This window comes from Acrocarpospora catenulata (assembly GCF_018476525.1).
GTDB lineage: Bacteria > Actinomycetota > Actinomycetes > Streptosporangiales > Streptosporangiaceae > Acrocarpospora > Acrocarpospora catenulata.
Window position 1 is genome coordinate 1 of record NZ_JAHCST010000107.1, and the last position, 14,514, is coordinate 14,514.

Below are 14,514 nucleotides of genomic sequence, written 5' to 3' on the forward strand. Positions count from 1 at the left end.
ATGGGAAAAGTGCTCCGGAACTCGGCGCGGACAGGACCTTCGACAAGCCCTATCCTTCCAGTTCAGAGAGCACTTTTCTTATGCAAACGATCAGGTCCCGCGCCGCCCAGACGAAAGCCCGAGGCTAGAGGACGACACGTCCTACCGTGAAGTCCTCCGGGTCCCGACGGGGGCTGATTCCGCTTCTGCCGACGTGACATGCCCATGCGGGCTTCCCGCGTTTGGCGGACACCTCGACTGAGCCTGGTTGGTGGAACCGCCCGCGGTTGAGGTATACCTATTACTAAACTTCACACATGGTGGAGAGCGAGTGGGAGATCTACGTCGTCGATGAGGTGCGCGAGTGGATCGAGAGCCTGGACGATGCCACGCACGCGCGAGTGGTCCAGGCGATCGATGCACTGGCCGAGGGCGGTCCCGGTCTGGGACGGCCTCTGGTGGACACGATCACCAACTCGACGATCAAGAATCTCAAGGAGTTGCGGCCGGGCACCGTACGGATCCTATTCGCGTTCGATCCATGGAGATCCAGCATTCTGCTGGTGGCCGGCGACAAGGCCGGTCGGTGGAACGAATGGTACGACGAGGCGATCCCGCTGGCCGAAAAGCGGTACGGGATCTATCTGAGGTTCCGGGCGGAAGAGGAGGGAGACGGACGATGAGCGGTTATTCGCGGTGGAGCGACATCCGGGCCGAACACGTCGATCGGGCAGGCGGGGAGGCCGCTGTAGCCGAGGGCAAAAGGGAACTCCTCGCCGAAGTCCTCGGACATCGGCTCGCGGAGATCCGGCGGGCCCGCGGCCTCACCCAGGAGCAGATCGCCGAACGAATGGGTGTGACCAAAGGACGGGTCTCCCAGATCGAACAAGGCAAGATCTCCGGACAGGACGTACTCGCCCGCTACGCCGCCGCTCTCGGCGGGCGCCTTCACCAGGCCATCTACTTCGACAACGGAGACATCACCGCAATCGCTTGACCACCACCTGATCCAGCCGGAAGCACGCTTTTGGCCGCCGCCGCGCTCTCGGACACGGGACATCGTGCCGCGCTCTCCGCCAGCGGGGTGCCGAAGATGACCCAGCCCGTGTACACGTAGAGCAGGACGGCGACCAGCCCCAAGGCCGCGACCGGATACACGGTGCCGCCCGCGGTGAAGGCGATGGCGGCGTTGCCGGTGTCGATGCGACCGGAGACGGTGTAGTGGCCGAGGACCGGGGCCTCGATGGTGACGGGGATGCGGTAGGCGCGCTCACCGCCGGGTGGGATGGTGCCGAGGCCGGGGGCAGGGGCGATGGCGGCGGTCGCTCCGGTGCGGGCCACCGAGAGGGTCAGCCGGGGATTCTCCGCGGGCGCGGCGCCGGTGTTGCGCACCACGAGGTCCAGGGTGCTCGCCCCGGTGAGGCCGAACAGCCACCACCAGGACACGCCGTCGGTGAACTCGGCCCGGGTGACGTTCAGCCGGGGCGCGGCGGCCTGCCCCGGCGCGCCGGACGCGGTCACGCCGGACAACTCGATCGGGGTGGTGGCGGTGGTGGTCATGGTGAGGTCGGCGGCGGACACCACACAGGGGCAGGCGGCCGGCGGTGCCGCGAGCGGCAGCCTGACCTCGGCGCCGCCGTCGAGCACCACGGTGGTGACGGCGGCGGAGACCGCGCAGTCGGCCGAGCCGCCGCGCCGCTCGTTGCCGCAGACCTCGACGGTCACGTTGCCCCGTGGCCAGCCGGTGAGCCGTACCGTGATCGTCTCGCCGACGGCGGCGGCCGTACGCTCCAGGGCGATCCCCGCGGTCTGCGGGCTCGCCGCGCCCGGCGAAGGGAAGGCGAGGCAGGTGAGCAGGATCGCGACGATGACAGCCGTGCGGATGGTCACCTCGCTCTCCGCCGGCGTCTGATCCGCCAGACGGTCAGGCCGACCAGCAGTACGGCCACGGCGAACAGCGGCCAGGGCATCGCCCAGACGGCGGTGGCGCGGGCGACCGAGTCGAGGCCGGCCGTGTCCCCCGAGGCCGGATTGGCGTCCAGGGTGACTTCGGCGGTGAGCCGGCCGGCCGGGAACGCGCCCGCGTAGCGCTCGGTGCGGGTGATCGTGCTTCCTGGCAGCAGTTCGGGCAGGGTCTGGCCGGACCCGCCGAGCCGCCAGGCCAGCGGCCCGGTCAGCGTCACGTCCGCGTCGGCGGTGATCCGCACGTTGCCGGTGTTCCTGACCGTGTACGTGATGGTCGCCGCGCCGCCGCCGAACGGGTTGAGCGGGTTGTCGTAGTCCAGCGTGAGCGACTCCAGGCTCAGCATGGGCCGTACCGGACCCTGGACGCGCAGGTAGACCCGGGCGGCAACCCGCCGGTCCACCTTGATCTGCTGGCCGTCGCCGCTGATGGCCTGGCCCGCGACCGAGCCCACGACGCCGCCGACGTGGTCGCCCGGTGTGGCGTCCTCGGGGACGGTGATGACGAACGGCACGTCCGCGCGCCGGCCCGGCTCGATGGTGTGGCCGGTGGCGCCGAGCGCGATCCAGGTGCCCACGTCGGTGGGTGGGCGGTCGGCGGTGAGCAGGGCGAACGAGCCGTCCTGGGTGGTGAAGGCGTCGGTGCCGTAGACGTTGACGGTCAGCGGGCCGCTGCCGAGGTTGGTGACGCCGACGTAGTCGGTGATGGTCTGGCCGGGGGTGGCGTCGTAGACGAAATAGTCCCTGCCCGTGGGGCCGGTGGCCGAGGAGGGCTGGACGGCCCATCGGTACTCGTCGGCGTACGCGGGCGGCGCTCCTGGCAGCACCAGCATGGCGAGGGCGGCGAGGGCGGTGAGCAGGGGGGTTCTCATGCCGGGTAGTACCTTTCGCGTGGGGTGGTGGGCGATTCCGGCGCCCACCACCCCGTGTCTCATCAGACGTGTCTCATCAGGACAGCGTGAGCGTCAGCGTCGCGCTGTAGCCGCCCGGCCTGGCATCGGAGGGGATGCCGAGGTTGAGCGCCGCGTCACACTGGGTGGACCCGGTGCCGCCGCCCGCCCCCGCGGTGCACAGCGGCTGGGCCTGGCCGAGGCCGGAGCCCGGCTGGACCGCGCCGCCAGGCGTGACCCCCGAGCCGTTGGCGGTGGGCGCCCAGCCGAGCCGGGCGGCCGGAATGTTGCCCACGTCCCCGGCGAAGTCGGTCACCTGGCCGACCAGGCTCCAGCCGGAGCCGCTGCCGCGCTGGTCCACGACGGTCGCGGTGTTCATCTGGCCGGTGGCGGTGCCGCCGACGGGCGCGGGAGAGAGGCTGACCGCGTCGCCCGCGACCTCCAGCGAGAGCGCGCCGCCGGTCACGGTGACCGAGATGGACTGGTCCGCGGTCGCCACGGGGTCCTCGGTGCCGGGGCCGGGACCCGGGTCGGTGCCCCAGGTGATCGGGATCTTCACATCCTGGGTGCGGTCCGAACTGCGCGTGTGGTCGGCGCGCGTGTAGATCACGCACTGCACCCCGGACGCGGTGCAGTCGGTCCCCTGGGTGTCCTGGGCCTTGATGTCCAGGGTCAGCTCGAAGCCGCCCTTGCCGTTGCCCTGGTCGGTGTACGGCTTGACGACGTCCACGGCGTACGGGGGCGGGTTGGAGGAGATCCAGTAGATGCTGTGGCTCTGCCCGCTCATGTCGACGCCGCCGACGCACGGCGAGGCGACCTGGCCCGGGCCGTTGTCCACGCAGACCGCGAGGTAGATGCCCTTGGTGATGTCGAAGCCCGAGCCCGTGACCACCACGCTCTCCCCGGCGGGGTCGATGGTGGCCTTGGCCGTGCTCAGGGTCTGGCCTTCCGGTCCGGTCGCCACCACGTCGGCGGCGGCGGCCGGTCCCGCCCATGCCGTGGCCGAGACCAGGCCGATTAACAGCCCGCTCGCCAGGACAACCGCGCGGTGCAGCCGCCCGGTGGGTCTGATGTTCATGTTCCTCACTTTCATCGGTGCATCACCGGCTGATCTCCGGTGAAGACTCACGGCCGCGGGCGGAAGCGGATCTCTCGGCTGATCATCACGATGATTCCGCCCCCGGCCAGCACGGCCAGGCCGACCACGGCGACCAGGTACACGTCCACCCCGGTCTTGGGCAGTTCGTCCCGCGTCCCGGCCTTGACGACCGGCGTCGGCGCCGCGACGACCTCCGCATCGATCTTGGTCTCGACCTTGTCGCCTGGAGTGGCGGACACCGTGGCGGTCGGGGTCGGGGTCGAAGCAGGGGTCGGGGTCGGGCTGCTGGTGGGGGTCGAGCCGCCGCCCGCGCCCCAGGTGACAGGGATCTTCACGTCCTGGGTGCGGTCGGCGCTGCGGGTGTGGTCGGCGCGCGTGTAGATCACGCAGGTGACACCGGCCGCGGTGCAGTCGGTGCCGATGTCGTCCTTGGGGACGACGGACAGCGTGATGTCGAAGCCGCCCTTGCCGTTGCCCTCGTCGGTGTAAGGCGTGGCCAGCCCCTGCCCGTAGGCGGGCGGGTTGGAGGAGATCCACTTGGAGCTGCCGCCGGAGCCCTCCATATCCACACCGCCCACGCACGGGCCCGCGGCCTGGCCGGCGCCCCTGTCCACACAGACCGCGACATAGATGCCCTTGCCGAGGTCGTAGCCCGTACCGGTGAGGCGGATCTGCTCGCCGCCGGGGTCGATGGCCGCCTTGGCCGCGGTCAGCCGCTGGCCTTCCGGACCAGTCGCGCTCACGTCGGCCCAGGCGGCGGAGGCGAGCACGGCCGACGCCAGAGCCATGATCATGGCCAGCAGCACGGTGCACACTGCCCTCTTTGTCCGCACTTGATCCCTCCTCGGCCTCTCTGCAAGGATTGTCCCGCCTCTTAGGTAAGGCTTACCTTTGTAGAGCTAGCATTTGATCAGCGCCCGTGGGGAGATGTCAACATTTTTATGACACTTCGTCGCATAACCATCGGATGCGTGGTCGGCGTCCTCGCCCTCGCCCGCCCCGCGTACGCCGATGTGACCGGCACCGGGCAGGCCGGCCAGCGGCTGTCCATCTCCGCCTCCGAGTTGCCGGAAGAAGGCGGCACGATCACCGTGAAGGGCTCGGGCTACGACGAGTCCAAGGGCATCTATTTGGCCTTCTGCGTCAGGCCGAAGCCCGGCGAGTTACCCACGCCCTGCGGCGGCGGGGCCGACCTGACGGGCGCCACCGACTCCTCGAAGTGGATCTCCTCCACACCGCCCAGGTACGGCGAAGGCCTGGCCACCCCGTACGGACCCGGCGGCACGTTCGAGACCACGCTGACGATCAATCCCAGGATCGGCGGGTCACCGGTCTTCGACTGCCGTGAGATCGAGTGCGTGGTCGTCACCCGGGCCGACCACACGCGCAGCGCCGACCGGACCCAGGACGTGCTGATCCCGGTCACCTTCGGCGGCGGACCGCCCATCGCCCTGGTCGCCGCGGCCGGGGGCGGGGTGGTCGTCCTGGCCGCCGCCGGGGTCCTCCTGCTGCGCCGCAGAGGAGCACGCCGGTGAGCCCCGGCTCGGCGCGAGCGGTGCGATCCGCCGTACTGGCCTGCCTGCTCGGCATGCTCACGCTCGCCGGTTGCGGCGCGCCGCAACCGGCGGCCTCCCCGGCCGCGCATGTGGCCGCGTCCCCGCTCCCGGTGCGCCCGCTGGAGCAGACGCCCACGCCGCGCCTGCCCGCCACGGTGCGCTCCGCCGACGGCAGGCAGGTGACCGTGGCCAGCGCCGCGCGCATCCTGCCGCTGACCGGCGCGATCTCCGAGGTCGTGTTCACCCTGGGCCTGGGCGGCAACGTGGTCGGCCGGGACATCGCCGCCACGTTCCCGCAGGCCGCGGACCTGCCGCTGGTGACGCGGGCACACGACGTGGCCGTGGAGGGCGTGCTGGCGCTGCGGCCCACGGTGATCCTGGCCGACCCGGACACCGGGCCGCCGGAGGCGATGCGGCAACTGCGCGACTCCGGCGTTCCGGTGGTCATCGTGGAACCCGCGTGGAGTCTGCCCGAGGTCGCCCCGCGAATCAGGGCGATCGCCCGCGCGCTCGGGGTGGAGCCGGCGGGCGAGGATCTGGTCCGGCGTACCGAGGACCAGATCGCCGCCGCCCGTGCCCGGGTCCCCGCGGACGCGCCCAGGCCGCGCGTCGCCTTCCTGTACATGCGCGGCACGGCAGGCGTCTATCTCCTCGGCGGCAAGGGCTCGGGGGCGGACTCCATGATCGAGGCGGCCGGGGCGATCGACGCGGGCAAGGCGATGGGCCTGGACAAGGCGTTCAGCCCGATCACCACCGAGGCGCTCATCGCCGCCCGGCCCGATGTGATCCTGGTGATGACCAAGGGCCTGGCGTCGGTCGGCGGGATCGACGGCCTTGTCAAGATCACCGGTATCGCGCAGACCCCGGCCGGGCGGCAGCGGCGGATCGTGGACATCGAGGACGGCTCGCTGCTCAGCTTCGGCCCGCGTACCGCGCAGGCACTCGACCTGCTCGTGGAACGGCTGTACCGCGCATGAGCGCCGAACTCGCCGAAGTGGCGGGCCAGGCGGCGGGCCGGGTCCGCGGCACGATCGTGATCGCCGGGCTCGCCGTCGCACTGGTCGCCGTCGCGCTGGCCGCCGCCGGCCTGGGGGCCTACCCGGCGGGACCCGCCGAGATCGCCGCCTCGCTGGGCCACCGGCTGGGTCTCGACCTCGGCGCGCTGCCCGACCCGCTGACCGAGACCGTGCTGTGGGACGTGCGCCTCCCCCGGGTGCTCCTGGGCCTGCTCGTCGGCTCCAGCCTGGGCGTGGCGGGCGCGCTGATGCAGGGGATCTTCCACACGCCGCTGGCCGAGCCCGGCGTCATCGGCATCTCCTCCGGCGCGGCGCTCGGCGCGGCGCTGTCGATCTTCGTCGGGTTCACCGCCCTGGGCGCCTGGTCGGTGAGCGTGGCGGCCTTCGCCGGCGGCCTGGTCGCGGTCCTGGCCGTGTACGGGGTCTCCCGCGCGGGCGGCAGGACCCAGGTGATCACCCTGCTGCTGTCGGGCATCGCGCTCAACGCCTTCACCGGGGCGGTGATCGGCCTGCTGACGTACTTCTCCGACAACGAGCAGCTCCGCTCCATCACCTTCTGGCAGCTCGGCAGCCTCGGCTCGGCCACCTGGTCCGCCGTCGCCGCGGTCGCGCCGTTCGCGATCGCCGGGCTGCTGCTCGCGCCGCGCCTCGGCCGCCCGCTGGACCTGCTCTCGCTCGGCGAGCGCTCGGCCCGCCACCTCGGCGTGGACGTGCAGTGGCTGCGCCTGCTCTGCGTCGTACTGGTCGCGCTGCTCAGCTCGGCCGCGGTCGCGGTGGCGGGCATCATCACCTTCGTCGGGCTGATCATCCCGCACCTGATCAGGATGGCCTGCGGCCCGTACCACGGCACGCTGCTGCCCGCCAGCGCCCTCGGCGGCGCGCTCATGCTGACCGGCGGCGACCTCATCGCCCGTACCGTCGCCGCGCCTGCGGAGGTCCCGCTCGGTGTGCTCACCGCGCTGGTCGGCAGCCCGTTCTTCTTCTGGCTGCTGCTGCGCACCCGGGCCAGGCAGGGAGGCTGGGCATGAGACTGCTCCCCGCCGCCCCCGCGCTCCCACCCCGCCCCGCTCCCGGCACCGCGTACGCCGAGGCCCGCGAGGTCGGCTTCCGCTACGGCGAGGCGACCGTGCTGCGCCGTATCGACCTGGCGGTACGCGCGGGCGAACTGCTCGCCCTGGTCGGGCCGAACGGATCGGGCAAGTCCACGCTGCTGAGCCTGCTGGCCGGAGACCGGCAGGCGGGCGGCGGCAAGGTGCGCCTCGACGGCCGGCCCCTGTCCGCCTGGTCCGCCAGGGAGCAGGCGCTGCGCCGCGCCGTGCTCCCCCAGCAGCTCACGCTGACCTTCCCGTTCACCGTCGCGGACGTGGTGCGGATGGGCCGCGCGCCGTGGGCCGGCACCCCTGCCGAGGACCTGGACGAGCAGATCGTGACCGAGGAACTGGCGCGTACGGCGACCGCGTCGCTGACCGCGCGTCCGTTCCCCGCCCTGTCCGGCGGCGAGCGCGCCCGGGTCGGCCTGGCCAGGGTCCTCGCCCAGCGCACCTCACTGCTGCTGCTCGACGAGCCGACCGCCGCGCTGGACATCCACCACGCCGAGACCGTGCTTTCCCTCGCCCGCGAGCGCGCCGCGGGCGGCGACGCGGTCGTGATCGTCCTGCACGACCTCGGCCAGGCCGCCGCCTACGCCGACCGCGTCGCGGTGCTGTCGCAGGGCGAGATCGCCGCCTGCGGCCCGCCCGCCGAGGTGTTCACCGACGAACTGCTCAGCGAGGTCTACCAGCACGACGTGGAGGTGCTGCCGCACCCCCGCACCGGCGTCCCGATGGTGGTGGCGAGGCGATGAGAATCGCGCTGGCCCGGATCATCCACGGCGTGGGCGAGCTGATCCTGACCGCCGGCGTCCTGCTCGTACTGTTCGCCGCCTACGGCCTGTACGGCACCGCCGCCGAAACCGAGGCCGAGCAGGACCGGCTCAACACCGTCTTCCACACCGGTCCCCTCGCCGCCGCGCCACCGCCGGCGCGGGAGAGCGAGCCGGTGAGCGTGCTGGACATCCCCCGGCTGAAGAAGTCGTGGGTGGTCGTCGAAGGGGTCTCACAGAAGGCGCTGAAGAAGGGACCCGGCCACTACCCGGAGACCGCCGACCCCGGTGAGGTCGGCAACTTCGCCGTGGCCGCGCACCGTACGCCGTCGTTCTTCTGGGATCTGGACCTGCTGCGCGAAGGCGACGAGATCGTCGCCGAGACCCGCTCCACCCGGTTCGTCTACCGGGTCGTCCGGCAGCGGATCGTCACCCCCGGCCAGGTCGAGGTGATCGACCCCAACCCCGACGCTCCGGGCGCCCCAGCGCGACGGGAGATGCTCACCCTGACCACCTGCCACCCCCGAATGGCCAACTACCAACGGCTGGTCGTGCACGCCGAGCTGGCCGAGTCCCTGCCGAAGGGAGCGGCCTGATGTACGGCTGGATCTGGCGGCGTCTCCCCGGCGGCCCGGCCACGAAGCTGCTGCTGTCCGCCCTGATCCTGACGGCCGTGGGAGCCCTGCTGTGGTTCGTGGTCTTCCCCTGGGCCGAACCCCTCCTCCCCTTCGACGACGGCGTAGTAGGCCCTACGTCCTGAAGATCGGGATCTTTGGTATGGTCCCCGGGAAGACGCGCGGGTGCCTGGTGGCCTTTCTCGTCTTCAAACCGGTGGTGCCGTGGATCTCGGCGCGGCGATCTCCTCAGGGGGTTCCGTGGGCATCGACGAGTACCTGGAAAAGATCCGGTTAGATCTGCGTCGCCTCACGCCCCAGGAGGCGTGGACCGCCGCGTCGTCGGGGGCGTACATCGTGGACACCCGGCCGGAGTTCCAGCGCAGGCGCGACGGCGAGGTCCCCGGCGCCGTCGTGGTCGAGCGCAACCAGCTGGAATGGCGGCTCGACCCAACCTGCGACGCGCGGATCCCGGAGGCCACCTCGTCGGCGATCCAGTGGATCGTGCTGTGTGACGAGGGCTACTCCTCCAGCCTGGCCGCCGCCGTCCTGCGGCAGCTCGGGCTGACGAACGCGACGGACGTGATCGGCGGTTTCCAGTCCTGGATGACCGCGGGCCTGCCCTCACTACGGCTCGCGGTCCCGACGCGACCACGGGGACCCGGCCAGGGCGCCGATCAGCGTTTGGTCCGTTTGATGGACTAGCCGGTTAGACAGCCCGAAGGAAGGCGTCGAGCTTCGCCAGCAGCTCATCGGCGTACCGTTCGTCGTGGAACATCTCGCCGGCGTGCTGAGCGCCCGGATAGACGGCCAAGCTGCTGCCCACCGTCGCCTTGTGGAGATCCTTGGCGAGATTCACGGCACCGCCGGTGTAGTCGTCTTCGGCGACGACGTAGATCGCCGGTACGGTGAGTCGCTCGACCGTTTCCTGCTGTCCGTCCAGGCCACCGGACAAGGAGATGACGCCCGCCGCCCGCGCGGCGGGATCGACGGCCGTGGCCAGCGCGACCGAACCGCCGAGCGATCCACCGGCATAGACGATCTTCTCTGCTCCGAGCTTCCTGAGCTCCTCGGCGACGGCGATCATCTCACCGGAGCCGTGGTCCAGCATGGCGGGGATGCCCACCGTCCGGGGCATGAACCCGTACTCGAACACCGCCACCCGGAAGCCGTTCTTCGCCAGATGGTCGGCCCAGACCAGCCAGTCGCAGTGATAGCCCACCAACGTATTCGCGATCACGACGCCGACCGGGCCCTCGCCCGCCACTCCAACGGCCAGGTCGACACCCGTACCCGGACTCTTCACCGTCATGGTCGTGAACGGCACCGAGGGCCCCGCGTTACAACCGACCAGCTTGGGCGCATCGGACGGCACGGCCGACGCCGACGCGGACCTCTCGACCTGCCCATCCGTGGAACCCCGGCTACAGCCGGACACCCCCAGCACCAAGACGACGCCTAACACCAACCTCCAAGTACGCATGTGGCCAATCTCCGTGCGGCGATCAAGCACGTCAATCCCACGCGCTGAGATGACGCCGCCGTACCCAGGGCATACCCGAGGATCATGGGCGGGTGCGGAACTCGACCACCAGGTCCTGGTCGGCCACGTGTGCCGAGGTGCCGAGGTCGGCGCAGGCGCTGATGAAGCGGTCGCGGATCCACTGCCAGTCGTCACCGGCGGCTGCCCGGGTGCGGGCGTAGCCGAGTGCGAGCGGCAGGGCACGCAGCCGTACCGGGCCGTGTGCGTCCAGGGTGACCAGCCACAGCAGGCCGAGGTCGTTGCGGGTCAGCCGGTCGGTGAGGTAGTCGTCGAGGAAGTCGCCCAGGTCGTACAGGACGGGTGGCTCGACACCGTGGAAGACGTGCGCCGAATGGCCCGCGACCAGCGTGGCGCCGGACTTCAGCAGCGCGTTCGCGGTGGTGCGGATGTACGGCAGGGGCTCGGTGACCATGTTCGGGCCCCAGTGCGGCGTGACCAGCACCACCTCGGCGCGGTCGCGCAGGCTCGCGATCGTCTCCGTGAGCCACGAGGGCGTCCCGGCGGCCAGGTCGGCGTAGGCGATACCCGCCTGGGACGCGGTGGCGGCGAAGTCCTCCGGGTGGTCGGCGAAGGCCACGATCGCGATCCGTAGGCCCCTGACCTCGACCTCGACCGGCCTGCGCGCCTCGGCGAGGTGCTCTCCCGCGCCCACGCAGCCGATCCCGGCCTGCAGGAGGTGCCGGCGGGTGTCCCGCAGCGCGTCGTGGCCGTAGTCGAGGGCGTGGTTGTTGGCCAGGGTGACGCACCCGACGCCGAGGGCGGCGAGCAGGTCGGCGGCCTGCGGCGGCGCGCGGAAGTGGAAACGCCTGCCCGGCCACGGCGTGCCCCGGTCGGAGACACAGCATTCGAGGTTGAGCAGGAAGAGATCCGCCTCGGCGAGCCGATCGCGTACCTCCGCGGAGAAGAAGGCCTCTGGCTTCGCGGTGCGATCCAGCTTGTCGGCCACGCCGCGCCCCAGCATCGTGTCACCCGCCAAGGCCAGTGTGATGGACATGAGCAGTCACCCCATTACAGGTAATTCTGCCAATCCCCGCAGACCCTGCTCAGCCAGGCACCCACCACGTCCGTGCTCAGGCAGGCGAATAGGTGAGGCAGTCTGCCCCGTTCTCCACATAACCGACAGTAATGCCAGGAGCCTGACATTCGAACTGCGAGTTGTGCTGGCAATCGGACATCTTGCATGCGCCGACCTGGCCCACGTTCCTGGGATCGCCGCCCTTGCTGGGAGCCCTGAAGAAGGTGTCGCAGTGGGCATGTTGGACGTCACCTACGGTGATGGCCATTGCGTGGCAGTTGCGGTCGGTGTTGTACGCGCACGCTTCCACCGTGCATGCGTTGATAACAGGCATTTCCATCGCAGTCCCCCGGAACGTGACGTGAGGCGGAGTCCACCTCAAAACCCCCTGGATGCGATCTCCCCTGGCTTGCCGGTGTTCACTCCGCGTAGTCACGAAGGGTGGTGAAGTCTTGGCACTTGCCGCCCCTTCGTTCGGCGTCATTCCGTGTTCGCGTGGGCTCGTCTGGCCTGATCGTCGGTGACATTGTGGCGTCGGGCCAGTTCCAGGCAGACGCAGTCGAGCACGACGTGTGCGCACTGGTCGAAGAGGCTGGACAGCGGCTGGACCGTGGCCGCCTCGCCGGCGCGGCGGTGTTTGGTGGCCGCGGGAACGTGCAGGACGTGGCGGGCGCCGGAGGCGAGGGGTGCGGTCGGCGCGGTGGTGACCGCGAGTACGGCGCCGCCGCCTTCGGTCACCGCTCGCGCGGCGCGTACGACGGCCGACGTGGTGCCGGATCCGGACACGGCGACGAGCAGGTCTCCACGGCCAGTGGACGGCGTGCAGGTGTCGCCGACGAAGAAGGCGGTGCGGCCGAGGTGCACCAGACGCATGGCGAAGGCTCTGGCCATGTATCCCGATCTGCCTTCTCCGGCCACGAAGATCCGTGGCGCGCCGTCCAGCAGGTCCACGGCCGCGCCGAGCGAGGAGCGGTCGAGCCCGGCCAGCACACCGGCGATCTCGGACAGGACGATGTCGAAAAGGTGGAGGTCGGAGCTCATGACTTTCCTTCCGCGGGCCGCATGGCGGCCTTCATCTGGACGACGGCGGCGAGCGGATCCGGCGCCGACGTGATCGCCCCGCCCACGACGCAGCGCAGGTGCGGCCACTCGGGGGTCAGGGCCGCCACGTCGGCCGCGGTGAGCCCGCCGGCGACGGCGACCCGCAACCCACGCGCCCATGGGCCGAGGACCCCGGCCACCCGCTCCTGCCGGGCGTCCACGCCCACGTGCGGCGCCCACAGCACGTGGGGAGCCTGTCCGATCACGGCGAGCAGGTGGGTGCGCCGCGGTGGCGGCACGGCCAGCAGATCGACGAGCAGTTCGGCGCTCAGGTCCGCCGTGATGGCGGCACAGGCGCGTACGGTGGCGTCGGTGGTCATGCCGAGCACGGTCACGGCTTTGGCTCCCGCGGCGAAGCACATGTGGAGTTCGGTCGCGGCGTCGTCGGCGGTCTTGGTGTCGGCGACCACGGGGGCATGACCGGCCGCGTCCACGACCGCGCTGATCGCCGCCGTGCCGTATCGCTTGATCAAAGAGGTGCCGACCTCGATCCAGTCGGCGTATGGGGCGACGAGCCCGGCCAGGTCCACCGCGCGGTCGAGGGTCATCCGGTCGAGGGCGACTTGAAGTTCCATGCGAGGACTTACCGTCCGCCCGGGCCGACCGCGAGGAGCGCGTCCAGTTCCGAGCGGCTGGGCATGCCGTCGCAGTCGCCTTCGTTGCCGGTGGCCAGGGCGCCCACCGCGCAGGCGCGTTGGAGGCGCTGCTCGTCGCCGAGACCGTCGAGCAGGGCGCTGATGAACCCGGCCGCGAACCCGTCACCCGCCCCGACGGTGTCGACGGTCCGCACCGGGAAGGGCGGTTGCGTCCACGACGCGTCCGGCGTGAACAGGCAGGCGCCGCGGGCGCCCAGTTTGACGGCCACCCCGCGCGCACCCCGCGACAGGTAATGGTCGGCGATGGCCTGCGGCTCGCGCCTTCCGGTCAGCGTCTCGCCTTCTGCGATCCCCGGCAGCACCCAGTCCGCCCGGGTGGCCAGGTCGCCCACCACCCGTACCATTTCGTCCTGGTCCGGCCACAGGGTGGGACGCAGGTTCGGGTCGAAGGACACGCCGACGCCGGCGTCTCTGGCCGTCTCGATCGCCTCGACCGCGAACCGCCGGGCCGTGGCCGACAGCGCGGGCGGGATGCCGGTCGCGTGCAGGTGCCTGGCGGTCGCCACGTAGCCGAGCGCCTCCGGGGAGGGCGTGAGCCGCGATCCGGCGGATCCGCGCCGGTAGTACACGTAGCGGGGGTCTCCGGTGAGTGCCCGGCCCTTCACCTGGATACCGGTGACCGCGCCTTCGTCCACCAGCACGTGTGTGCCGTCGATGCCCTCCGCACGCAGGCGGGCGCGGGCGGCGTCCCCCAGCGGATCGCCGCCGACCCGCCCGACGAAGCCGACGCGGTGGCCGAGGCGCGCCAGCGCGACCGCGACATTCAGTTCGGCTCCGGCCAGGCGTCGCTCAAACAGCAGGGCCTTCTCCAACGGCCCTGCCGTGGTGGCCACGAAGTTGCCCATGATCTCGCCGTAGGTCACGACGTCGGGTGCGCTCATGGGCGGGGTTCACGGGCGAGGAAGCGCCCAGCGCCCTTTTCTCCCGTGAAGCGCCTGTCCTGAACGACAGGACGGCCCCCGGCGATGACATGACGGGGAAGCCCGGTGCCGTGGGCCCGGTCGTAAAGGGAGAAGGTCGCGGGCGAGACCGGCTGGAGGTCGTCGCCGGTCCACGGGTGGGCGGGGTCCCACAGGACGAGGTCGGCGTCAGCGCCCACCGCGATCCTGCCCTTGCGCGGGTACAGGCCGAGCGCTCTGGCGGCGCGTTCCGCCGAGACCTGAACGAACAGGCAGGGGTCGAGCCCGCGTACGGCAACGGCCTGGTTCCACAGCACCGGCGT

General features: G+C 71.2%; 20 protein-coding genes. 9 read left to right on the forward strand and 11 right to left on the reverse strand.

Features of this window, described 5'->3' with window-relative positions; all coding sequences use genetic code 11:
- Window positions 1-296 precede the first annotated feature (296 nt).
- Both KIP79_RS45050 and KIP79_RS45055 read left to right on the forward strand, forming a co-directional pair.
- Complete coding sequence (locus KIP79_RS45050; RefSeq protein WP_214111223.1) at window positions 297-662, forward strand: type II toxin-antitoxin system RelE/ParE family toxin; 366 nt, start codon at window positions 297-299, stop codon at window positions 660-662.
- Complete coding sequence (locus KIP79_RS45055; RefSeq protein ID WP_214111224.1) at window positions 659-976, forward strand: helix-turn-helix domain-containing protein; 318 nt, start codon at window positions 659-661, stop codon at window positions 974-976. The genes KIP79_RS45050 and KIP79_RS45055 overlap by 4 nt, the downstream gene beginning before the upstream one ends.
- Here KIP79_RS45055 and KIP79_RS45060 read toward each other — a convergent pair.
- The 4 genes from KIP79_RS45060 to KIP79_RS45075 form a co-directional block, all read right to left on the reverse strand.
- Window positions 940-1,869 (reverse strand): hypothetical protein, encoded by a 930-nt coding sequence (locus KIP79_RS45060; RefSeq protein WP_214111225.1) that lies wholly within the window; start codon window positions 1,867-1,869, stop codon window positions 940-942. The genes KIP79_RS45055 and KIP79_RS45060 overlap by 37 nt on opposite strands.
- Window positions 1,866-2,813: a WxL protein peptidoglycan domain-containing protein gene (locus KIP79_RS45065; protein WP_214111226.1), complete on the reverse strand. Its 948-nt coding sequence runs from the start codon at window positions 2,811-2,813 to the stop codon at window positions 1,866-1,868. Before KIP79_RS45065 ends, KIP79_RS45060 begins: the two co-directional genes overlap by 4 nt.
- Window positions 2,814-2,889: 76 nt before the next feature.
- Window positions 2,890-3,909, reverse strand: coding sequence for a hypothetical protein (locus tag KIP79_RS45070; RefSeq protein WP_214111227.1), 1,020 nt, complete (start codon window positions 3,907-3,909; stop codon window positions 2,890-2,892).
- Between the two features lie 47 nt (window positions 3,910-3,956).
- Entirely contained in the window at window positions 3,957-4,763 is an 807-nt protein-coding gene (locus tag KIP79_RS45075; protein ID WP_214111228.1) for an LPXTG cell wall anchor domain-containing protein, read from the reverse strand.
- A gap of 138 nt (window positions 4,764-4,901) precedes the next feature.
- Here KIP79_RS45075 and KIP79_RS45080 point away from each other — a divergent pair, with 138 nt between their 5' ends.
- The 7 genes from KIP79_RS45080 to KIP79_RS45110 all read left to right on the forward strand — a co-directional run bounded on the left by KIP79_RS45080 (window position 4,902) and on the right by KIP79_RS45110 (window position 9,682).
- Window positions 4,902-5,465 carry a hypothetical protein gene (locus tag KIP79_RS45080; protein ID WP_214111229.1) on the forward strand — a complete coding sequence of 188 codons (564 nt, stop codon included), beginning with the start codon at window positions 4,902-4,904 and terminating at the stop codon, window positions 5,463-5,465.
- Entirely contained in the window at window positions 5,462-6,463 is a 1,002-nt protein-coding gene (locus KIP79_RS45085; protein ID WP_308170238.1) for a heme/hemin ABC transporter substrate-binding protein, read from the forward strand. The genes KIP79_RS45080 and KIP79_RS45085 overlap by 4 nt, the downstream gene beginning before the upstream one ends.
- On the forward strand, window positions 6,460-7,530 hold the full coding sequence (locus KIP79_RS45090; RefSeq protein WP_214111230.1) for a FecCD family ABC transporter permease: 1,071 nt from the start codon (window positions 6,460-6,462) through the stop codon (window positions 7,528-7,530). Before KIP79_RS45085 ends, KIP79_RS45090 begins: the two co-directional genes overlap by 4 nt.
- Window positions 7,527-8,345: a heme ABC transporter ATP-binding protein gene (locus KIP79_RS45095; RefSeq protein WP_214111231.1), complete on the forward strand. Its 819-nt coding sequence runs from the start codon at window positions 7,527-7,529 to the stop codon at window positions 8,343-8,345. The genes KIP79_RS45090 and KIP79_RS45095 overlap by 4 nt, the downstream gene beginning before the upstream one ends.
- Window positions 8,342-8,959 (forward strand): class E sortase, encoded by a 618-nt coding sequence (locus tag KIP79_RS45100; RefSeq protein ID WP_214111232.1) that lies wholly within the window; start codon window positions 8,342-8,344, stop codon window positions 8,957-8,959. The genes KIP79_RS45095 and KIP79_RS45100 overlap by 4 nt, the downstream gene beginning before the upstream one ends.
- Complete coding sequence (locus tag KIP79_RS45105) at window positions 8,959-9,123, forward strand: hypothetical protein (RefSeq protein ID WP_214111233.1); 165 nt, start codon at window positions 8,959-8,961, stop codon at window positions 9,121-9,123. Before KIP79_RS45100 ends, KIP79_RS45105 begins: the two co-directional genes overlap by 1 nt.
- A gap of 115 nt (window positions 9,124-9,238) precedes the next feature.
- Window positions 9,239-9,682, forward strand: a complete 444-nt coding sequence (locus KIP79_RS45110) for a rhodanese-like domain-containing protein (protein ID WP_214111234.1) — start codon at window positions 9,239-9,241, stop codon at window positions 9,680-9,682.
- A 4-nt stretch (window positions 9,683-9,686) separates the two neighbouring features.
- Here KIP79_RS45110 and KIP79_RS49945 read toward each other — a convergent pair whose 3' ends face one another.
- From KIP79_RS49945 to KIP79_RS45145, 7 genes are all read right to left on the reverse strand, one after another.
- A complete protein-coding gene (locus KIP79_RS49945; RefSeq protein ID WP_214111235.1) occupies window positions 9,687-10,490 on the reverse strand; it encodes an alpha/beta hydrolase in 804 nt (267 codons plus the stop codon).
- A gap of 52 nt (window positions 10,491-10,542) precedes the next feature.
- Window positions 10,543-11,514: a CapA family protein gene (locus tag KIP79_RS45120; RefSeq protein WP_214111236.1), complete on the reverse strand. Its 972-nt coding sequence runs from the start codon at window positions 11,512-11,514 to the stop codon at window positions 10,543-10,545.
- Window positions 11,515-11,590: 76 nt separating this feature from the next.
- A complete protein-coding gene (locus KIP79_RS45125) occupies window positions 11,591-11,875 on the reverse strand; it encodes a DUF1540 domain-containing protein (RefSeq protein WP_214111237.1) in 285 nt (94 codons plus the stop codon).
- A 140-nt stretch (window positions 11,876-12,015) separates the two neighbouring features.
- On the reverse strand, window positions 12,016-12,576 hold the full coding sequence (gene hxlB, locus KIP79_RS45130; RefSeq protein WP_214111238.1) for a 6-phospho-3-hexuloisomerase: 561 nt from the start codon (window positions 12,574-12,576) through the stop codon (window positions 12,016-12,018).
- A complete protein-coding gene (locus KIP79_RS45135) occupies window positions 12,573-13,211 on the reverse strand; it encodes an orotidine 5'-phosphate decarboxylase / HUMPS family protein (RefSeq protein ID WP_214111239.1) in 639 nt (212 codons plus the stop codon). Before KIP79_RS45135 ends, hxlB begins: the two co-directional genes overlap by 4 nt.
- Before the next feature lie 8 nt (window positions 13,212-13,219).
- Window positions 13,220-14,173 (reverse strand): sugar kinase, encoded by a 954-nt coding sequence (locus KIP79_RS45140; protein ID WP_214111240.1) that lies wholly within the window; start codon window positions 14,171-14,173, stop codon window positions 13,220-13,222.
- A partial coding sequence (locus KIP79_RS45145) for an amidohydrolase family protein (RefSeq protein ID WP_214111241.1) occupies window positions 14,170-14,514 on the reverse strand: 345 nt, incomplete at its 5' end. The genes KIP79_RS45145 and KIP79_RS45140, both read right to left, overlap by 4 nt.

Bases quoted from the DNA above. Each gene is read 5' to 3' on its own strand.
- KIP79_RS45050 (WP_214111223.1), top strand. From the start codon at position 297: ATGGTGGAGAGCGAGTGGGAGATCTACGTCGTCGATGAGGTGCGCGAG.
- KIP79_RS45055 (WP_214111224.1), top strand. From the start codon at position 659: ATGAGCGGTTATTCGCGGTGGAGCGACATCCGGGCCGAACACGTCGAT.
- KIP79_RS45065 (WP_214111226.1), bottom strand. From the start codon at position 2,813: ATGAGAACCCCCCTGCTCACCGCCCTCGCCGCCCTCGCCATGCTGGTG.
- KIP79_RS45070 (WP_214111227.1), bottom strand. From the start codon at position 3,909: ATGAACATCAGACCCACCGGGCGGCTGCACCGCGCGGTTGTCCTGGCG.
- KIP79_RS45090 (WP_214111230.1), top strand. From the start codon at position 6,460: ATGAGCGCCGAACTCGCCGAAGTGGCGGGCCAGGCGGCGGGCCGGGTC.
- KIP79_RS45095 (WP_214111231.1), top strand. From the start codon at position 7,527: ATGAGACTGCTCCCCGCCGCCCCCGCGCTCCCACCCCGCCCCGCTCCC.
- KIP79_RS45100 (WP_214111232.1), top strand. From the start codon at position 8,342: ATGAGAATCGCGCTGGCCCGGATCATCCACGGCGTGGGCGAGCTGATC.
- KIP79_RS45105 (WP_214111233.1), top strand. From the start codon at position 8,959: ATGTACGGCTGGATCTGGCGGCGTCTCCCCGGCGGCCCGGCCACGAAG.
- KIP79_RS45120 (WP_214111236.1), bottom strand. From the start codon at position 11,514: ATGTCCATCACACTGGCCTTGGCGGGTGACACGATGCTGGGGCGCGGC.
- KIP79_RS45125 (WP_214111237.1), bottom strand. From the start codon at position 11,875: ATGGAAATGCCTGTTATCAACGCATGCACGGTGGAAGCGTGCGCGTAC.
- hxlB (WP_214111238.1), bottom strand. From the start codon at position 12,576: ATGAGCTCCGACCTCCACCTTTTCGACATCGTCCTGTCCGAGATCGCC.
- KIP79_RS45135 (WP_214111239.1), bottom strand. From the start codon at position 13,211: ATGGAACTTCAAGTCGCCCTCGACCGGATGACCCTCGACCGCGCGGTG.
- KIP79_RS45140 (WP_214111240.1), bottom strand. From the start codon at position 14,173: ATGAGCGCACCCGACGTCGTGACCTACGGCGAGATCATGGGCAACTTC.